At 70.6% G+C, this 18908-nt stretch carries 14 protein-coding genes; 10 read left to right on the forward strand and 4 right to left on the reverse strand.

Features of this window, described 5'->3' with window-relative positions; translation table 11 throughout:
- The first annotated feature begins 18 nt into the window (after positions 1-18).
- Positions 19-315, forward strand: coding sequence for a hypothetical protein (locus ACF1BE_RS29900; RefSeq protein WP_392202122.1), 297 nt, complete (start codon positions 19-21; stop codon positions 313-315).
- Between the two features lie 143 nt (positions 316-458).
- Positions 459-1337 carry a hypothetical protein gene (locus tag ACF1BE_RS29905; RefSeq protein WP_392202123.1) on the forward strand — a complete coding sequence of 293 codons (879 nt, stop codon included), beginning with the start codon at positions 459-461 and terminating at the stop codon, positions 1335-1337.
- 128 nt (positions 1338-1465) lie between these two features.
- Here the strand turns inward: ACF1BE_RS29905 and ACF1BE_RS29910 are convergent, their stop codons facing one another.
- Together ACF1BE_RS29910 and xylA are read right to left on the reverse strand one after the other, a co-directional pair.
- A complete protein-coding gene (locus tag ACF1BE_RS29910) occupies positions 1466-1648 on the reverse strand; it encodes a hypothetical protein (RefSeq protein ID WP_392202124.1) in 183 nt (60 codons plus the stop codon).
- Positions 1649-2253: 605 nt separating this feature from the next.
- On the reverse strand, positions 2254-3420 hold the full coding sequence (gene xylA, locus ACF1BE_RS29915; RefSeq protein WP_392202125.1) for a xylose isomerase: 1167 nt from the start codon (positions 3418-3420) through the stop codon (positions 2254-2256).
- Between the two features lie 154 nt (positions 3421-3574).
- Between xylA and xylB the strand changes: the two genes are divergently transcribed.
- From xylB to ACF1BE_RS29950, 7 genes are all read left to right on the forward strand, one after another.
- A complete protein-coding gene (gene xylB, locus ACF1BE_RS29920) occupies positions 3575-5020 on the forward strand; it encodes a xylulokinase (RefSeq protein WP_392202126.1) in 1446 nt (481 codons plus the stop codon).
- Positions 5021-5071: 51 nt separating this feature from the next.
- Positions 5072-6280, forward strand: coding sequence for an ROK family protein (locus ACF1BE_RS29925; protein ID WP_392202127.1), 1209 nt, complete (start codon positions 5072-5074; stop codon positions 6278-6280).
- 737 nt (positions 6281-7017) lie between these two features.
- On the forward strand, positions 7018-8424 hold the full coding sequence (locus tag ACF1BE_RS29930; RefSeq protein WP_392202128.1) for an APC family permease: 1407 nt from the start codon (positions 7018-7020) through the stop codon (positions 8422-8424).
- A gap of 129 nt (positions 8425-8553) precedes the next feature.
- Complete coding sequence (locus tag ACF1BE_RS29935; RefSeq protein ID WP_392202129.1) at positions 8554-9567, forward strand: acetamidase/formamidase family protein; 1014 nt, start codon at positions 8554-8556, stop codon at positions 9565-9567.
- Positions 9568-9615: 48 nt separating this feature from the next.
- Entirely contained in the window at positions 9616-10215 is a 600-nt protein-coding gene (locus ACF1BE_RS29940) for an N-acetylmuramoyl-L-alanine amidase (RefSeq protein ID WP_392202130.1), read from the forward strand.
- A gap of 74 nt (positions 10216-10289) precedes the next feature.
- A complete protein-coding gene (locus tag ACF1BE_RS29945; protein ID WP_392202131.1) occupies positions 10290-11594 on the forward strand; it encodes a GAF domain-containing protein in 1305 nt (434 codons plus the stop codon).
- 56 nt (positions 11595-11650) lie between these two features.
- A complete protein-coding gene (locus tag ACF1BE_RS29950; RefSeq protein WP_392202132.1) occupies positions 11651-13174 on the forward strand; it encodes an aldehyde dehydrogenase family protein in 1524 nt (507 codons plus the stop codon).
- Between the two features lie 342 nt (positions 13175-13516).
- On the opposite strand, the gene ACF1BE_RS29955 is transcribed toward ACF1BE_RS29950, so the two are convergent.
- Together ACF1BE_RS29955 and ACF1BE_RS29960 are read right to left on the reverse strand one after the other, a co-directional pair.
- Positions 13517-14821 carry an RICIN domain-containing protein gene (locus ACF1BE_RS29955; protein WP_392202176.1) on the reverse strand — a complete coding sequence of 435 codons (1305 nt, stop codon included), beginning with the start codon at positions 14819-14821 and terminating at the stop codon, positions 13517-13519.
- Positions 14822-14921: 100 nt separating this feature from the next.
- Positions 14922-16352 carry an endo-1,4-beta-xylanase gene (locus ACF1BE_RS29960; RefSeq protein WP_392202133.1) on the reverse strand — a complete coding sequence of 477 codons (1431 nt, stop codon included), beginning with the start codon at positions 16350-16352 and terminating at the stop codon, positions 14922-14924.
- Between the two features lie 821 nt (positions 16353-17173).
- Here ACF1BE_RS29960 and ACF1BE_RS29965 point away from each other — a divergent pair.
- A complete protein-coding gene (locus ACF1BE_RS29965) occupies positions 17174-18643 on the forward strand; it encodes a non-reducing end alpha-L-arabinofuranosidase family hydrolase (protein WP_392202134.1) in 1470 nt (489 codons plus the stop codon).
- Positions 18644-18908: the final 265 nt, after the last annotated feature.

Consider the following 18908-nt stretch of genomic DNA (forward strand, 5'->3'; position numbering starts at 1 on the left):
GGGGAGAGGGTGGTCCACGTGTTCGACATGGTCCGCAGGTACGCCGCCAGGCTCCGCACCTCCACGCACGCACAGCCGACAGATGCCCGGGAGCGGCGCGCGCACAACTTGTTCGAAGCGGCCGCCGTCTATGTGGTGGCCCGTGCGCGGGACGACCAGGACGGGGTCGAGGAGGCGGCGGCCTGGGTGTCGCCGGAGGCGCTGTCGTTCGGCGTGAGCGAGCTGGCCTGCCGGGCGGTCGTCGCGCTGGCCCGGGAGCGCGACCAGCCGCTCGGTGCGGTGGCCCGCGACCTGCTCGGGCTGCCCGCGGTCTGAGGGGAACACCACTTCGCGAAGGCAGCCGTTTCGCCCCTGTCCAGGTGGAAACCTGCTGCTCCGCGTGGTGTGCGGACCCGTGACAAGCGGCTTGCACTCGCACTAGGGTGCGCGCCGATGGAAGAACCACTGGGGAGGCTGGGATGGCCGGGACGGACGATGCGGCCGTCGCCGCCGCGGACGACGCGCTGTTTGTGCTGACTGCGGTACTGCTGACGCCGGCGCAGTTCCCGAGCGTGCTGGGCGACGACTACCCGGAGGCCTGCGCGGCCCTGGGTCTCGCGCCTCGCGCCGACGGGTACGGCCTGGTGCTGGGCCAGGACGGGGACGGCGCCCGCTGGACGGTCGTCATCGACGACGTCTCGCTGGTCGCCGTGGCGATCGCGTCCTGGGACTGCGGCATGGAGTACGAGCTGTCACCGGACGAGCGCGCGGTCGTGACCGCCCTGCCGGGGTGGCCGCTGGCCGTGGCCGTCGCGGCACCCGGCGTGCCCGCCCCGCACGACCCGCCTCCCGAGACGGCGGGCGGGCCGGCGCTGCGCCCACCGGACACCCGTGTCTGGGGGTCGGCACAGCGCCGTCTCGGTGCCGACGAGATCGCGCTCCAGTGGGCGGCCTGGCGGGAGCGAATCGACGACGCAGACTTCATCCCTCCTGCTGGGCGCGCGGAGGCCACCGGGTCCTCACCGGAGGGCGCGGCGGACCCGAAGGGCACGCCAAGCACCAAGGGAGGCGCAGACGCTTCGACCGGCGGTCCCTCGGGAGTCCGCCGGGTACTCGCCCAGGCGCGTGCGTACGTCGACTCGCCGCCACCCCTCGGCCGGGTGCGCTCGTCGTTCGCTCCGGGTGAGGCCCGCACGCTGCGCGCCGACGGTCCCGGCTGGTCGATCGTGGCCCGTACCGACGACATCGCGTTCGTCCTGCTGGACGAGAAACCCGGCGAGGTACTGCCGGTGGGCCGGGGTCCCGAGCTGCCGGGCCTGCTGGAGGCACTGGACAAAATGGCCGTACGACCTCTGTGAACCGGGCCGCCCGGACGGCAGCCGCCGTAGCCACCGGGAGCCGCGCCCCGCGAAGCGACGCGATCCCCGGCGGCCGGGCCCGCCCGGGCAGGCACCCGCGCGAGCGTCCCGGCGGTGGGCCAAATGTGTCAGCGGCCGATCTCCTTACGGGTGACCCGGCGCAGTCTGCGCCGCTGGGACGGGTCCAGCGTCAGGTACGCGGCGACCGGAACGCCCACCACGATCAGGAACGCCACCCACCAGGGCAGCCATATCAGCAGGATCAGCCCGACTGCCACGCCCCCTGCGGCGATCTTCGCGTTCTTGGACATGTACGTCGCCTCCTTCGCGGCCACTGCCGCTCTCTGAACTGGAAACGGCCGCCCGCTCCCCGCGGTTCCGGCTGCGGACCCTGAGACATCCCTGAGACCCGCCCCTGCCGGGCCGGGAACGAGTGCCCGGGTCGAAGAGACCGTGAAGTCCTCAGGTCGTGACACGGGGAGGACGGGGATGTTCCCGCGATCGTGACGATGCGGTTCTCCGGGGGGCGGGGTCGAGGTCATTCGAGGCGTTGCGCTGCCGGTCTTTTCGGCACGCGGGGGGGGCGTACTCGTCGGCGAGCCAGAACGTCCCGTTCCCGGCCCGCACGAGACCTGGTGCCGGCGCTACAGGGCCCGCTCTCGCTCCCGGACACGCACGCCTTGGGGACCGACTCGCGCACCACCCGCCTGCTGCGCTGCTCACCTGCTCGCGCTCGTCGACGACAACGGCTTCGGGATGCCCGACGGACCGGGCCCCTTTCAGTCCGAGGGCCGCCCGGCCGACAGCGGAATCCGTACGAACGTGCCGTACCTCCGGCCGCCTATAGGGCACTGACACCCGCCTCGGGGCCGGGCGTGGCCGGGGTGAGCTGCTGCCGCTCACCCCGGCCCCCGTTTCAGCTCCGGGCTCCCAGCAGGTGGTCCATGGCCAGCTGGTCGAGTCGTTCGAAGGCCATGCCGCGTGCGGCGGCGGCTTCCACGTCGAAGTCCTCGAAGGACGCGCGGTCGGCGAGCAGCGCCTCCAGACCGTCGGCCGCGGTCGGCTGAGCGAGCTGGTCCAGCCGCGACGCGCGCAGCGCCTCCTGCACCTCGGGGTCGGCACGGAAGGCGGCCGCACGCTCCTTGAGGATGAGGTAGTTGCGCATGCAGCCCACCGCCGACTCCCACACGCCGTCGAGGTCCTCGGTCCGCGGCGGCTTGAAGTCGAAGTGGCGGGGCCCGTCGTAACCGGCGCTCTCCAGCAGATCGACGAGCCAGAACGCGGAGCGCAGGTCACCGGCGCCGAACCGCAGGTCCTGGTCGTACTTGATGCCGGACTGGCCGTTGAGGTCGATGTGGAAGAGCTTGCCCGCCCACAGGGCCTGCGCGATGCCGTGCGGGAAGTTCAGGCCGGCCATCTGCTCGTGGCCGACCTCCGGGTTGACCCCGTACAGCTCCGGCCGCTCCAGGCGCTCGATGAAGGCCAGCGCGTGCCCGACGGTGGGCAGCAGGATGTCGCCGCGGGGCTCGTTCGGCTTGGGTTCGATGGCGAAGCGCAGGTCGTAGCCCTGGGAGACGACGTACTCGCCGAGGAGGTCGAAGGCCTCCTTCATGCGGTCCAGGGCGGCGCGTACGTCCTTGGCGGCCCCGGACTCGGCGCCCTCGCGCCCGCCCCAGGCGACGTACGTCCTCGCGCCCAGCTCGGCCGCCAGATCGATGTTGCGGATCGTCTTGCGCAGCGCGTAGCGGCGCACGTCGCGGTCGTTGGCGGTGAACGCGCCGTCCTTGAAGACGGGGTGTGTGAAGAGGTTCGTGGTGGCCATGGGCACGGTCATTCCGGTGGCGTCCAGGGCCTGGCGGAACCGCTTGATGTGCGACTCGCGCTCGGTGTCCGAGGAGCCGAAGGGGATCAGGTCGTCGTCGTGGAAGGTCACTCCGTGGGCGCCCAGCTCGGCCAGGCGCCGCACCGTCTCGGCCGGGTCGAGAGCACGGCGGGTGGCGTCACCGAACGGGTCCCTTCCCTGCCAGCCGACGGTCCACAGGCCGAAGGTGAACCTGTCCTCGGGGGTGGGCTGGTAGTTCATGCGGCGGCTCCTTGGTGCGTACGACTATTCGTCATGGCGGTTTACAAATTAGTATGCGCACGCACCGGTGGGAAGAGACAAGATGTCTTCGACCACGAGGTGTCTTCGTCAGCCCACCGCACACCCCGCGCAGCCGCGGAAGAGGGAGAGCCCGATGTCAGCAGCCGAGGGTCCGCTCGTCGTCGGCGTGGACACATCCACCCAGTCCACGAAAGCGCTGGTCGTCGACGCGGCCACCGGCCAGGTCGTGGCGAGCGGCCAGGCACCGCACACCGTGACTGCCGGGGCGGGCCGGGAGAGCGATCCGCGCCAGTGGTGGGACGCGTTGTGCGCGGCGTTGCGCCAGTGCGGCGACGCGGCGCACGAGGCGGCGGCGGTGTCGATCGGCGGCCAGCAGCACGGCCTGGTCACGTTGGACGGGCACGGGGAGCCGGTGCGGCCGGCGCTGCTGTGGAACGACGTCCGATCGGCACCGCAGGCCCGCCGTCTGGTGGCGGAGCTGGGCGGGCCGAAGGCGTGGGCGGAGCGCACCGGCAGCGTGCCCGGGGCATCCTTCACGGTCACCAAGTGGGCGTGGCTCGCCGAGCACGAGCCGGAGGCGGTCCGCGCGACCGAAGCGGTACGGCTCCCCCACGACTACCTCACCGAACGCCTGACCGGGCAGGGCACGACCGACCGGGGCGACGTCTCCGGCACCGGCTGGTGGGCGTCCGGGACGGAGGCGTACGACGAGGAGACCCTCGCGTACGTCGGCCTCGACCCGGCGCTGCTGCCCCGGGTGGTGCGGCCCGGCGAGGTCGCCGGCACCGTACGCGACGGCCACGACCTGCCGTTCTCCAAGGGCACGCTGGTGGCCGCGGGCACCGGTGACAACGCGGCGGCTGCGCTGGGCCTCGGTCTGCGGCCCGGCACCCCTGTGCTGAGCCTCGGCACGTCCGGCACGGTGTACGCCGTATCCAGGCACCGCCCGGCCGATCCGACCGGCACGGTGGCGGGTTTCGCCGACGCGCGCGGGGACTGGCTGCCCCTGGCGTGCACCTTGAACTGCACGCTCGCCGTGGACCGCGTCGCGGCCCTGCTGGGCCTCGACCGGGAGGCCGTGGAGCCCGGCGGCTCGGTGACGCTGCTGCCGTACCTGGACGGCGAGCGCACCCCGGACCTGCCGCACGCGTCCGGTCTGCTGCACGGGTTGCGGCACGACACGACGGCCGGACAACTGCTCCAGGCCGCCTACGACGGCGCGGTGCACGCGCTGCTGGGGGCTCTCGAGCTGGTCCTCGACGCGGACGCGGACCGCAGCGTTCCGTTGCTGCTGATCGGCGGCGGGGCCCGTGGAACGGCCTGGCAGCAGACCGTGCGCCGGTTGTCCGGGCGGCCCGTGCAGGTGCCGGAGGCCAGGGAACTGGTCGCCCTGGGTGCTGCGGCGCAGGCGGCGGGGCTGCTGACCGGCGAGGATCCCGCGGCGGTGGCCCGCCGCTGGAACACGGCGGCCGGACCGGTTCTGGAGGCCGTGGAACGGGACCGGACGACGCTGGAACGGATCACCGGGGTACTCTCCGACGCGTCCCCGCTGCTGGAGCGGGGGACTCAGAACCAGTGACCCGGCCGCCTGCGCGGAGCCGGGCCACGGACGCCGAGGATTGACGGAGGCATGACCGAACCGCTGCGCGAGTCGCGCCCACCGGGCACCGGTCGCGCCCTGCCGGACACCCAGCAGGGCATGCGCCGGCGCAATCTCGCCCGGGTCATCCACGCCGTCAGCGCGGAGGGTTCGCTGTCCCGGGCGGCGGTCGCCTCGCGGATCGGCCTGACGCGGGCGGCCGTGTCGACCCTGGTGGATGATCTGATCCGCTGGGGGCTGCTGGACGAACTGGGCCCGGAACGGCCGGGCCGGGTCGGCCGGCCCGGCTCGGCGCTCGCGGTGAGCGCCCGGGGCCCCGCCGGCATCGGGGCCGAGATCGGCGTCGACCATCTCGCGGTGTGCGCGGTCGACCTGCGCGGCGAGGTCCGTGCGCGGACGGTCCGGCGCGGGACCAACCGGGGCCGGGCGCCCGAGCCGGTCGCCGAGGAGTTGACGGCACTGATCCGCCAGGTCGTCGCGGAGGCCGAACGGGCGGGACTCTGGCCCGCCGGGCTCGCGGTCGCCGTGCCCGGACTGGTGGCGAGGGACGGACACACGGTCGTACGAGCCCCCAACCTCGACTGGCACGACACCGACCTCGCCCCCCTGCTCCCCGGCGGATGGCCGCTGACCGTCGACAACGAGGCCAACTTCGGCGCCCTGGCAGAACTGTGGCTCGGTCCCGGCACGCCCCGCGACTTCCTCCACGTGTCGGCGGAGATCGGCATCGGTGCCGCGGTCGTCGTGGACGGCCGGCTGCTGCGCGGAACCCGTGGATTCGCGGGGGAGCTGGGCCACGTGCCCGTCCGGCCGGACGGTCCCGCCTGTCCGTGCGGCGGCCGGGGCTGCCTGGAACAGTACGCGGGCGAGGAGGCGGTGCGGCGCGCGGCCGGGCTGGAGCCCCGCGAGGATCTGGTGGGTCTGCTCGCGGAACGCGCCGAGGAGGGTGACGAAGGGGTGCGGGCCGCTCTGCGGGAGGCGGGCACGGCCCTCGGGATCGCCCTGACCGGAGCGGTCAACCTGCTCGACCCGGAGACCGTGGTCATGGGCGGCGCTCTGGCCGGGCTCTCGCCCTGGCTGCTGCCGTCACTGGAGACGGAGCTGGCGGGCCGGACGGCGGGCCCCGCCTGCCCGGTCACGGTGTCCCGGCTCGGTCCGCAGGGCCCGCTGCTGGGCGCCGCACACTCGGTCGTGCGGGCGGTACTGGACGATCCGGCGGTGGCGGCGCGGCGATGCTGAGCTGCCGGCGGGCGGCGGGCGGCGACTCCAAGAGATCGGATGACGGACCGAGCTCCGCGGAGGCCGGATGACGACCGATGACGGACGGGCGAGGGTGGATGAGGGGCGCAGCCGCGAACGCCGCTCGCCTCATGTGTCCTGGTGCTGGGCGAGCGGGAGCACGTTCCGCTGCCGCGTTACGGCCCTGGCCGCCTCGACGCCGGGTGGTGTGGCTGTCCGGCGGGATGCTGGTTCCCGGTGAGGACCCTGGCCGGCGGCGTGCCGGGGGACACGCGAGGAGACCGGCACCCGCATCGGCACCGAGCCCGTGCCGGCCGGTGTGAATGACGGATGGCCGTGCTCGGCACCGCACCGGGTCCCGCGGCTTCTGCCACGGTGCGAGTCCGGAGCGGGGTGTGTCCGCAGGAGGGGTGTACCGCTGTGACAAGCGGTGCCGGCTTCCCGGACCGCCCCTGTCATCACCCGTTCGAGTGGTCGAGTTTTCCGCATGCCACGGGTTGTCCACGGAACCGTGGCGGACCCTTCTGCGCAACCGACCCGCGCCGTACCGTGATTCACGTGAGGCGCAGCGGACGGACCGTCACGTCCGGCCGGGCGCCCGTGCAATGAGAGGAAGACGCAGGCAGCAGGTGGCAGCGGACCGACACGTATCGGGGGACACATGCGCAGGGAGACGACCGGGACGCTGCGGCGCGACGCCATCGGCCTGCGCGAGGTCCTGTTCCAGCGTGACGGCGATGGCGCCGGCCGCCGCGGTGGCCGCGTCGATCCCGTCCGGCGCCGCCTTCGCGGGCGGAAGTCTGCCGCTGGCGGTGCTGGTCGCCCTGGTGGCCTGTCTGTTCACCGCGTCGTGCGTGGCGGAGCTGGCGCGGGAGCTGCCCGCGGCGGGCTCGGTGGCGACGTATGCGGCGCGCGGTCTGCACCCGACCGTCGGCTTCCTCGTCGGCTGGGCCTACGTCTTCGTCGAGATGCTGGTCCCGCCGCTGCTGCTCCTGCAGCTGGGCTTCACGGCAGCGGGCACGCTGCACGCGGAATGGGCCTCCGGTCCGGCGGACCTGTGGTGGCCGTGGTCTCTGGTGGGAACGGTGGTGATCGCCGCCGCCGGCTATCTCGGCGTTCGTGCCTCGGCCCGCTTCGGCACTGTCCTCGGCGTCTTCGAGATCCTGGTCTTCCTGGTGTTCGCGGTCCTGCTGATCGTCAGGGCGGGCAGCGCCAACACCCTGTCGGTGTTCGGTACGTCCCACACCGCCGACGGGTACCCGGGGGCCGCCGGCGTGTTGGCCGGGTCCGTGTACACGGTGCTGGCGTTCTCCGGGTTCGAGGCGGCGGCGCCGCTCGCCGAGGAGACCCGCGACCCCCGGCGCACGATGCACCGCGCGGTCCTCGGAGCGGCGCTCGGCATCGGGGCGTTCTACGTACTCACGACGTACGCGATGACCGTCTACTTCGGCCCCGACCGCTTCGCGACGTTCGGCGTCTCGGGCGGGGCGTCCTGGGAGGGAGTCGCCCGGGCCTCGTACGGCCTCTTCTGGGTGCTGGTGTTCCTCGCCGTGGTCAACTCCACGATCGCCAACGCCAACGCGTGTGCGAACGTCTCGACCCGCACGGCCTTCGCCCTGGCCCGCATCCGCGTCCTTCCCCGCCTCCTCGCCACACTCCACCCCCGGCACCGATCCCCCGTGGCCGGCATCGCGGTGCAGGCCGCCGTGGCCGTCGCAGCGGTACTGGGGCTCGGTTTCGGCTACGACCCCGTGACCGCGTTCCTGCTCCTCGCCACCGTGGTCGTCACAGTCGTCGTCGGCGTCTACATCGTGGTGAACCTCTCCTGCGCCGGTCACTTCCTGCGGTCCCGCCGGGCCGCTCTCAAGCCGGTGCGGCACCTGCTGTTCCCGGCGCTCGGCATCGCCGCGTTCGTCCCCGCGCTGCTGACGGCCGCCGGCCTCCCGGTGTTCGACTTCGTGACGGAGCTGACGGCTCCGGTGTCCTACGCCGGTCCGGTCGTGGGCGTGTGGATGGCAGTGGGCGTGGTGGTACTGCTCGTCCTCATACGGCGACACCCCGAGCGGATAGCCGAGACCGCGCGGGTGCATCTCGACGAGTACGACCTGGCCGCCCAGCGGCGGGACGGCATTGTGCCCCGCTGACGTCCCCTCGGGCCATGGGGAGCGGCATCCGGCCGAGGCGATGGCGCGCCTCCACCGGACAAGGTTCTACGGCTCCGGCCACCCGGCCCCGAGCCTGACGACCACCCTCCAGAAGGGACTCATGCCACAATGACCGACCCCCGGATCCTCACCGTACGCCCGGAACCGGACCAGTACGCCTGGACCTTCGGTGGAGCGGCGCCCGTGGCGCGGATCGCCCCCGGTACGGTTCTCGACCTGTACACGGAGGACTGCTTCGCCGGCCGAGTGCGCTCCGAGAAGGACCTCGTGTCAAGGGTGTGCGAGTTCCCTTATCTCAATCCGCAGACGGGCCCCTTCCACATCGAGGGCGCCGAGCCCGGTGACACCGTGGCAGTGCACTTCGTGTCGATCGAACCGGCCCGCGACTGGGCGGCGTCGACGACCGTCCCCCTCTTCGGCGCGCTCACCTCCACGCACGCCACGGCCACACTCCAGCCTGCGCTGCCCGAGCGGGTCTGGATCTGGCAGCTGGACCGGGACGGACGCACCGCCCTGTTCCAGGCCCAGGACAGCGACATCCGGCTGGAACTGCCCCTGGACCCCATGCACGGCACGGTGGGTGTGGCCCCCGCCAACCTGGAGGTGCGCTCGGCCCTGGTCCCGGACGCCCACGGCGGAAACATGGACACGCCCGAGATGCGGGCCGGCGTCACCTGCTATCTGGGGGTCAACGTCGAAGGGGCCCTGCTCAGTCTGGGTGACGGACACGCCCGGCAGGGCGAGGGCGAGACCTGCGGCGTCGCCGTGGAGTGCGCGATGAACACGATGGTGGTCGTGGACCTCCTCGAGGACGTCGCCACACCATGGCCCCGGCTGGAGTCCGACACGCACATCATCTCGACCGGGTCCGCCCGCCCGCTGGAGGACGCGTTCCGGATATCACAGCTCGACCTCGTGCAGTGGCTCGTGCGCGACTACGGGTTCAGTGAGCTGGACGCGTACCAGTTCGCCACGCAGGCGGTCGAGTCACCGTTGGCCAACGTGTGCGACACGAACTACACGTGTGTGGCCAAGCTCCGCAAGAAGTGGCTGCCCTCGCGTGAGACGTACCGCGGCGTGCACGCACGGCTGCGGGACACCGCACGGGCCCTGCGCCTCTGACGTCTCCGTCGTACCCCCCCGACCTCCGAAAGGCATTGCGCGATGGACATGGACCGAGTCAGACCCCGGCTGAGCCGGCGCCGGTTGCTGAAGGGCGCGGCACTCGCCGCCGTCCCCTATGCGCTGCTTCCCGACTCGCTCGCGGGTGCGCAGACCGCGGCCGTCGACTATCCACCCGCCGAATGGCGGCCGGCCAGCACCTCGAACTACACGCTGTCCGGCCGCCCCGCCAGTTACGCCATCGACCGTGTGATCATCCACGTCACCCAGGAGACGTACAACGACACGCTGGCGATCTTCAGCGATCCGCAGAAGCAGGTCTCCGCGCACTATCTGGTGCGCTCGGCGGACGGGCACGTCGCCCAGTGTGTGCGCGAGGCCGACGTCGCCTGGCACGCGGGCAACTGGACCTACAACACACGCAGCGTCGGCATCGAGCACGAGGGCTGGGTGGACCAGCCCGGCGACTTCACCAACGCCCTCTACGCGGAGTCGGCGAAACTCACGGCGACGATCTGCGCGAAGTACGGCATCCCCCGGGACAGACAACACATCATCGGCCACTACCAGGTGCCCGGCTCCGACCACACCGACCCCGGGCCGAACTGGGACTGGGTGCGCTACATCAGAATGGTCAATTTCGCCTAGCCGACACCGCGCGGTCGTCGCACAGTGGTCTGCGCACGCCACGCCATCGCCGTTCCACCGACCAGGGAGGCCCAGTGACCGATCCGTGGGTGGCCCTGGAGCCGGGGGCCGATCCGGCCGAGCGCGTCCGGGTGCTGCGCCGGGCGCACGAGACGTTCACCTCGGTGGGCACGGTGCCGCGCCCGGTGCGGCCGGTGGTGGCGGAGTCGTGGCGGCGCAGCGCACGGGCCGGTGTCGGGCCGGACGGCGCCGCCGGCCTGGAGCTGACCGGCAGCGACCTCGGCGCCTACCGCGCGGAGCATCCACTGGCCCGGGTGATGCCCCTGTTCCGGGAGCTGATGGGCACGTTCGCGGCCGACGGAGAGCATCTGCTGGCAGTGTGTGACGCGCACGGCAGGCTGCTGTGGGTCGAGGGGCATCCGGCGACCCGGCGCCGGGCGGACGGGATGAACTTCGTGCCGGGGGCGCGGTGGTCGGAGAGCGCGGTCGGCACCAACGCGCCGGGCACCGCGGTGGCCGTCGACCGGCCGGTGCAGGTGTTCGCGGCGGAGCACTTCATCCGGCGGGTACAGCCGTGGACGTGCGCGGCCGCCCCGGTGCACGATCCGCGCACCGGACGGGTTCTGGGCGCCGTGGACATCACCGGCGGGGACGGGCTCGCCCATCCGCACAGCCTCGGCTTCGTGCAGGCGGTGGCACGGGCCGCCGAGGCACAGCTCGCACTGCTCACCCCGGCACGTCCCGAGGAGGCAGCGTCACTGACGGCCCTGGGACGGGACGAGGCCGAACTTGTCCTGGACGGCCGGCGGATCAGGCTCGGCCGTCGGCACAGCGAGATACTCGTGCTGCTCTCCCGGCACCCGGCGGGGTTCAGCGGTGACGAGCTGCTGTGCGCGCTGTACGCGGACGAGTCGGTGACCCCTGTGACGTTGCGCGCCGAACTGGTCCGGCTGCGCCGCCTGTTGGGCCCGGAGGTGCTCGCCTCGCGGCCGTACCGGTTGACGACCGCGGTCGAGTCGGACGCCACCGTGGTCGAGCGGCGGCTGGAGACGGGTGCGCTCACCGCGGCGGCGGAGGCGTACACCGGCCCCTTGCTGCCCGGCTCGCAGTCCCCGGCGATCGTCCGGCTGCGGGAGCGGCTCGCCGGCGCACTGCGTGCGGCGCTGATCGCGCACCGCGACCCGGACCTGCTGGCGCAGTGGGCGAACGCACCGTGGGGCGAGGACGACGTCGAGGTGTGGCGGGCCCTCGCCACGGTGCGTCCCACGGCCCCGGTGCGTGTCCGGCTCGCGGCGCTGGAGGCCGAGCTGACGGCGCCGCTTGTCCGGGCAGCGGGGCGGACCCGCGGCGCAACGTACGTGCAACGTCCCCCTGCCTAGCCTCGCGCCACGGCTGCCCGACGGCGGGCAGTGCGGTAGCGGGAGGCAGGGACCAGATGACTCGTTACGCGGCGCCGGGCACCGAGGGCGCGATCGTCTCGTACCAGGCACGGTACGACCACTTCATCGGCGGCGACTACGTACCGCCCTCGCGAGGGCGGTACTTCGAGAATCCGTCACCGGTCAACGGGCAGCCGTTCACCGAGATCGCGCGTGGTACCGCGGAGGACGTCGAACGGGCGCTGGACGCGGCGCACGCGGCGGCACCCGGATGGGGCCGTACGCCGGTCGCGGAGCGTTCCGGCATCCTGCTGAAGATCGCCGACCGGATGGAGGCGTACCTGGAGCCACTGGCGGTCGCCGAGAGCTGGGAGAACGGCAAGCCGGTGCGGGAGACACTGGCCGCGGACGTGCCGCTCGCGATCGACCACTTCCGATACTTCGCCGGGGCGATCCGGGCGCAGGAGGGCTCGCTTGGCGAGATCGACGACGACACGGTCGCCTACCACTTCCACGAGCCGCTCGGGGTCGTCGCGCAGATCATCCCGTGGAACTTCCCCATCCTGATGGCGACGTGGAAGCTCGCGCCGGCGCTGGCCGCGGGGAACACGGTCGTCCTCAAACCGGCCGAGCAGACTCCGGCCTCCGTCCACTACTGGTTGAGCCTGGTCGCGGACCTGTTGCCGCCGGGCGTACTGAACATCGTCAACGGCTTCGGTGTGGAGGCGGGCAAGCCGCTGGCCTCGAGCCCGCGGGTGGCGAAGGTCGCGTTCACCGGGGAGACCACGACCGGGCGGCTGATCATGCAGTACGCCTCCGAGAACATCAAGCCGGTCACTCTCGAACTCGGCGGGAAGTCGCCGAACATCTTCTTCGACGACGTGTGGGCGCATGACGACGACTTCCGGGACAAGGCGCTCGAGGGCTTCACCATGTTCGCGCTGAACCAGGGCGAGGTCTGCACCTGCCCGTCCAGGGCCCTGATCCAGCACGGCCACTACGCGGAGTTCCTGGAGGCGGCGGTCGAGCGCACCCGGCGGATCACACCCGGGCACCCGCTCGACACCGAGACGATGATCGGCGCACAGGCGTCCAACGACCAGCTGGAGAAGATCCTCTCCTATCTGGACATCGGCCGGCAGGAGGGGGCGAGAGTCCTGACGGGCGGCGAGCGGGTGCACTACGACGGCGAGTTGGAGGGCGGTTACTACGTCCAGCCGACCATTTTCGAGGGCGACAACCGGATGCGGATCTTCCAGGAGGAGATCTTCGGCCCGGTCGTGTCGGTGACCTCGTTCGACGGCTTCGACGATGCGATCAAACTCGCCAACGACACGTCGTACGGACTGGGGGCGGGCGTGTGGACCCGGGACCTCAACACCGCCTACCGTGCGGGCCGCGCGATCCAGGCGGGCCGGGTGTGGACCAACTGCTACCACGCGTACCCCGCGCACGCGGCCTTCGGCGGCTACAAACAGTCCGGGATCGGCCGCGAGACACACAAGATGATGCTGGAGCACTACCAGCAGACGAAGAATCTTCTGGTGTCGTACTCGCCGAAGAAGCTGGGCTTCTTCTAAACAGCGGCTCCGCACCCTGCGCCGGCACGCACACCCCGACGTCCGCGCGTCGGCACGCGAGACGGTCACGGCACGGGAGGCGCCGTCGTCGGTCCCAGGGACGATCCAGTGGTGACCGGGGCCCGCGGGGTGGCGCCGGGCCGGTGGCCGCCAGGTCCTGATCGCCCCTGTTGCAGGCGGTCGAGTCCCGTCAGCTCAGCCCTGCCACGCCCACTGCCTGGCGAGCGGCGTACCGAACTGGCACGCGACCAACCCATCATTTTTTCGCATTCAATCCTGGATAGACGTCGACGGAGTGGAGCCAGGGATCGATCCCGGGCTCCACTCCGTGGTGCGGGCGTGTCACTGGAACTGTGCGAAAAACCTCCAGATCTCTGCTTTGGTCCAGGTGGTGACGCCGCTTTCGCCGGTGGAACCGTCGACCGGACCGGGTATGTGGCCTCCGTCGAACGCGGCCCATTGGACCGGGTATCCGGCACGGCAGCCCGAGTAGGTGGTGGTGATGTGCGTTCGGCTGCCCGGCGCGGGCTCACGCGGGCTCTGGGAGGCGCAGCCGTTGTTGCGGACGAATCTGTCGCGCAGGGACCGTCCTTGCGCGATGTCGAGGACGGAGTCGCTGACGCCGTGGATTCCGAAGTAGGCGATGGGCTGGGTGCCGCCACTGCACCCGCTGATCTCAGCACCGGACATGGCCGCGACAGCCCTGAAGACGTTCGCCCGGCTGCATGCGAGTGCGTAGCTCATACCGCCGCCCCAGCTGAATCCCGTGGCGAAACGCTGTGCTGGGTTGACACAGAGGCCGCCCTCGATGCGCCGGATCATGTCGTCGACAAAGGTGACGTCCTCACCGCCCGAATTGGCCCAGCCGTTGCCGAGGCCCTGGGGGGCGACGAGGATCGCGCTGTTGTTCGACTGTTCCTGTTGGCCGTAGTAGGACCAGGCGGTCCCGCTCGTGCCGCCCGAGGCGACGTCGCCCGCTGTTCCGCCCCGCCAGTGGAACGCGAAGATCAGCCGGTAGCGGTGGCTGTTGTCGTAGTTGGCGGGAACCCTGAGGATGAAGCTGCGGCTCTTGCCGCCGCTCTGGATCGTGTGCGTCCCGCTCGCCAGGGTCGGGGCGCTGCCGCATCCGCCGTCGCCTCCACCGGACGACAGCTTGATCATCTGCCATTGCTGGTTGGCGCCGCCCCAGTCGGTGTACTGGACGACGACGCCGCCGTCGGCGGTGGAGGCGCCCTGCACCTCCACCGCCTTACTGCTGGTGCGGTTGATCAGCCGGACGTGGCCCGCGTCGGAGTCGGCCAGGCGGAACTGCTGGTTGGCCCCGCTGTGGTCGGCCCACTGCTGGATCGCGGCACCGTCTGCGGTCGAGGAGCCGGCCACGTCGAGGACCTTGCCCGAATGCCGGGCCTTGAGGCGGTAGAAGCCGTCGCCGGAGTCCACGAACTGCCACTGCTGGTTGACTCCATCGTTGCGTGTCCACTGGCTGACCCGCCCGCCGTCGGCGGTCGAGGAGCCAGAGACGTCCAGCGCCTTGCCACTGTTGCGATTGACCAGGACGTACCAAGCGTTGGTGTCCACCGTCGCCGCCTCGGCAGGCGCCGGATGCACTGCGGCGAGCATGCCGATCGCGAGGGTCAGCGCCACCAGGGCGGCGACCCGGGACCACCAGCGATGTAATCGTGGAGGGGCGGGAGAAACCTCACCGTAGGTCTTCATCGATTCACCCTTTCGTTGGTGGCAGGTCCGCTCAGGTGCGGGTCCAGCGTTGGTTGCTGCCGTTCGAGCAGGAGTAGAGCTGGATCAGGGTGCCGTTGGCGGTGCCGCCTGCGACGGCGTCGAGGCAGAGACCGGACTGGACGCCGACGATGGATCCGTCGGAGTTGAGGCGCCACTTCTGGTTGTCGCCGCCCCAGCAGCTGTAGATCTGGACCTTGGTGGCGTTGCCGGTGCCGGCGGCGTCCAGGCACTTGTTGCCGTAGACCCTGAGCTCACCGGCGGTGGTGTACGTCCACTGCTGGTTGGTGCCGCTGCGGCAGTCCCACAGGTTGAGCTGGGTGCCGTCGGTGGTGCTGGCGCCGGGTACGTCCAGGCAGCGGCCCGAACCGACGCCCTTGATCTGTCCGGAATCCGAAGGAGGTGTGGAGGTGCCGCCGTTGAGCGCGTTGAGGACGGCAGTGTAGGCGGGCTTCTTGCTGCCGTTGCCGTTGAACAACAGCGGCGTCTGCTCCGCTCGCCAGGAGTCGGTGTCGCGCACACCCCAGACGGTGATGCCGAGGCAGCGCGGGACGGCCAGGCAGTCGTTGGTCACGTTGGCGTACGTCGCGGCTGGGGCGCCCTGGATGTCGAGTTCGGTGATGGCCACGTCGACACCGAGGGCGGCGAAGCTCTGCAGGGTGGTGCGGAAGTTGCCGTTGTACGGGCTGTCGTTGTTGAAGTGCGACTGGAAACCGACGCAGTCGATCGGCACGCCGCGCTGCTTGAAGTCACGGACCATGGCGTACACGCCCTGGGTTTTGGCCCAGGTCCAGTTCTCGATGTTGTAGTCGTTGTAGCAGAGCTTGGCGGCCGGGTCGGCGGCGCGCGCGGTGCGGAAGGCGACCTCGATCCAGTCGTTGCCGGTGCGTTGCAGGTTGGAGTCGCGCCGGCCTCCCGAACTGCCGTCGGCGAAGGCCTCGTTCACGACGTCCCACTGGGCGATCTTGCCCTTGTAGTGGGCCATCACGCCGTTGATGTGGTCGATCATCGCCTGGCGCAGCGTGCTGCCGCTGAGGCTCTGCATCCAGCCGGGCTGCTGGGAGTGCCAGGCCAGAGTATGGCCGCGCACCTGCTTGCCGTTCTGCACCGCCCAGTTGTAGACGCGGTCACCGGCGGCGAAGTTGAACTGGCCCCGCTGCGGTTCGGTGGCGTCGATCTTCATTTCGTTCTCGGCCGTCACCGAGTTGAACTCACGGCCCGCGATCGTCGTGTACGCCGAGTCGCCCAGCCGACCCGAGGCGATGGCGGTGCCGAAGTAGCGGCCGCTCTGCGCCGCCGCGGCGCCGAGCGTGCTCTCGGCGGCTTGTGCGGTCGGCGGCGCGACCAGTACGGCGGCCGCACCGAGGACGCCGACGACCAGCGCCCACAACAGGCCTCGGATCTTCCGGCGGACAACGGATCCGGGAAGGGCATACGTGCCCATGACTGTGCCTCCAAGGTAGAAATCAAAGGGGACTGCGTTGTCCGCTCCCACTCGGCAGACGGACAGGGCGGGCCGGAACCCGGGCGGCACGGAATCGCCGGGCACCGCGGTCATGTGACCGGGACGATCTCAACCGGCACGGACGGCACCCGGTCGGCCGTCGGGTGACGTACGGCGGGCGGCGGCGGTGTTTCACAGGCATGCGGGTACTCCATCGCGGCTCAGCCGGGGGACCGCCACGCGGCGTCGCGTACCTCTCAGCTGCGCGAAGATCCAGGATGCGCTGGTGCGAACCTCACCGGAACGAAAGGGGGTGGCGCAGGTGCTTTGGTGCGCGGATCTGCCGTGCAGCTGTGCGTGGATCTGCCGTGCAGCGCAGATTGCTCAGGGCTGACGTGGTTCGAAAACTCGAACTATGGTCCGTTTCTCAGACAGGGATGATTGAGGTATTGACGGTGGATCGTCAATACTCTCCGCAGAAAAATGTTTCGGCTCCTCGACCGAATTATTTCGGACCCCCGCCGAGCCGGAAGGCGAATCCTCGGCGTCGTTTTCGGCGGCTGCCACCGTGGACCGACGACCGTATCCGCAGTTCCCAGAGCAGTTCCGGCTGGCGCGACAGCTCGTCAAGCCCAGAGGGATTGCGCTGTTTTGTGGCCAGATCGGCGACATGCCTTGACCAGAGAGCCCCGCGTTCCTAGCTTGTGGCGTCGAAGCATCCGGAGAATCCTTCGAAACATTCGAGAATGCCCCTGTCCCCGGCACGTCCGCTCCGCGGTCCATCGGGTCACCTCACCCCCGCCCCCAAAGGAGGCCCTGTGATGTGGTTTCGCCGCCCGTCCCCGGTCCGTCCAAGAAGCTTGCTCGCCGTCCTCGCGCCCTTGCTGCTCGTGGCCACCTTCCTCGGCGCCCAGCCGGCCGGAGCGGCGACCGTAGACCCCAACGCCTCGTACGTGCTGGTCAACCGCAACAGCGGCAAGGCCCTGGACGTCTACAACCTGGCGACCAACGATGGCGCCCGCATCACCCAGTGGACCAGGAACGATCAGAACCAACAGCAGTGGCAGTTCGTCGACTCCGGAGGCGGCTACTACCGCATCAAGTCCCGCCACTCCGGCAAGGTGCTGGACGTCCACAACTGGTCCACCGCGAACGGCGGCTCGATCGTCCAATGGGCCGACCAGAACGCCACCAACCAGCAGTGGCAGCTGGCCGACAGCTCCGACGGCTACGTGAGGCTCATCTCGCGCCACAGCAACAAGGCCCTCGAGGTGCAAGGCGCCTCCACCGCCGACAACGCGAACATCGTCCAGTACGACGACTGGGGCGGCACCAACCAGCAGTGGCAGCTCGTCAAGGTCGGCGGCGACAACCCCGGCCCGTGCGCTCTTCCGTCGACGTACCGCTGGACATCGACGGGCGCCCTGGCACAGCCAAAGCCGGGGTGGGTCTCGCTCAAGGACTTCACCGTCGTCCCGTACAACGGCAGGCAACTCGTCTATGCGACAACACACGACACGGGGACGAAGTGGGGGTCGATGAACTTCGGCCTGTTCACCAACTGGTCCGAGATGGCATCGGCCGGCCAGAACACGATGTCAGCCTCCACCGTCGCGCCCACGCTCTTCTACTTCGCGCCGAAGAACATCTGGGTGCTCGCCTACCAGTGGGGTAGGACCGCCTTCTCCTACCGGACATCGAGCGACCCCACCAACCCGAACGGCTGGTCATCGGAGCAGGTGCTCTTCTCCGGAAGCATCTCCGACTCCGGAACAGGACCCATCGACCAGACACTCATCGGTGACGGGACCAACATGTACCTGTTCTTCGCCGGTGACAACGGCAAGATCTACCGGGCCAATATGCCGATCGGGAACTTCCCGGGCAGCTTCGGCACGACCTCGGCAGTGATCGTGAGCGATACGCGGAACAACCTGTTCGAAGCCCCGCAGGTCTACAAGCTGCAGGGCCAGAACCGCTACCTCATGATCGTCGAGGCAATCGGCTCGCAGGGCCGCTACTTCCGCTCGTTCACGGCGACCAGTCTGGACGGCTCATGGACACCCCAGGCCGCGACCGAGAGCAATCCCTTCGCCGGCAAGGCCAACAGTGGCGCCACCTGGACCAACGACATCAGCCATGGCGAACTGATCCGCACCAGCCCCGATCAGACCATGACCGTCGATCCCTGCAACCTGCAGTTCCTCTACCAGGGACGCAGCCCCAACTCCGACGGCGTCGACTACGGCCTCCTGCCCTACCGGCCGGGTCTGCTGACATTGCAGCACTGACGGCGTGACACGGGTCCGGCTCCGGTATGGAGCCGGCGTGGCGGACTCGGCGGAAGGCCGAGCCCGCCCGGGTCACGCGACACGTCAGCGCTCATACGGCGACGGAACGCAGGGGCGGGCAACGCTCGCCAGCCCGAGGGCCATCCTGTGACGCGGTGCCCCGCCGGCGGCGCTTGCTGCCGAGGTCTTCACGGTGGGGTGGGTGGATTCATCGGGTGTGCCGAAGGCAGTGCCGGCCATAGCTCTGCGTAACAGCGACCAGAAT

This window comes from Streptomyces sp. NPDC014991, assembly GCF_043080665.1.
Classification (GTDB): Bacteria; Actinomycetota; Actinomycetes; order Streptomycetales; family Streptomycetaceae; genus Streptomyces.